This is a genomic window from Arthrobacter sp. 18067, from assembly GCF_902706295.1.
Taxonomy (GTDB): Bacteria; Actinomycetota; Actinomycetes; order Actinomycetales; family Micrococcaceae; genus Arthrobacter.
In genome coordinates this window covers 1-395 of the sequence record NZ_CACSJJ010000111.1, presented here as the reverse complement: position 1 = coordinate 395, position 395 = coordinate 1, and the positions used below count along the sequence as shown (strand labels likewise).

1 pseudogene is annotated in these 395 nt (G+C 62.8%); it reads left to right on the top strand.

Annotation, left to right across the window (positions count from 1 at the left end):
* Window positions 1-395: pseudogene (locus GVL04_RS24325) on the top strand (hypothetical protein); the annotation flags it as partial.

Here is a 395-nt window from a genome sequence, read left to right as displayed (position 1 = left end):
ATCGCTACGTCACCGAAGACGTGATCCCGTGCCTCGGCGATAACGGTATTGACCTCGCGACCTATCGCGACGTGGTGCTCAAGCGCTTTACCAACCCCTACATCCAGGACACCAATCAGCGGGTGGCGGCGGACGGCTTCTCAAAAATCCCGGCGATGATCGCTCCGACCCTGCAGGAGTGCTATCAGCGCGGTGCGCGTCCGGAGGCGACGGCGATGCTCCCGGCGCTGTTCTTCGTCTTTATGGAGCAGTGGCATAAGGGAACGCTGCCGTATCAATACCAGGACGGGATCCTCGACGCGCAGGCGGTGCACGAGATGTTCGAAGCCAGCGACCCGATCGCCGTCTACGCCAAAGACCGGGCGCTGTTCGGCGCGCTGGCGGAGAACGAGGAC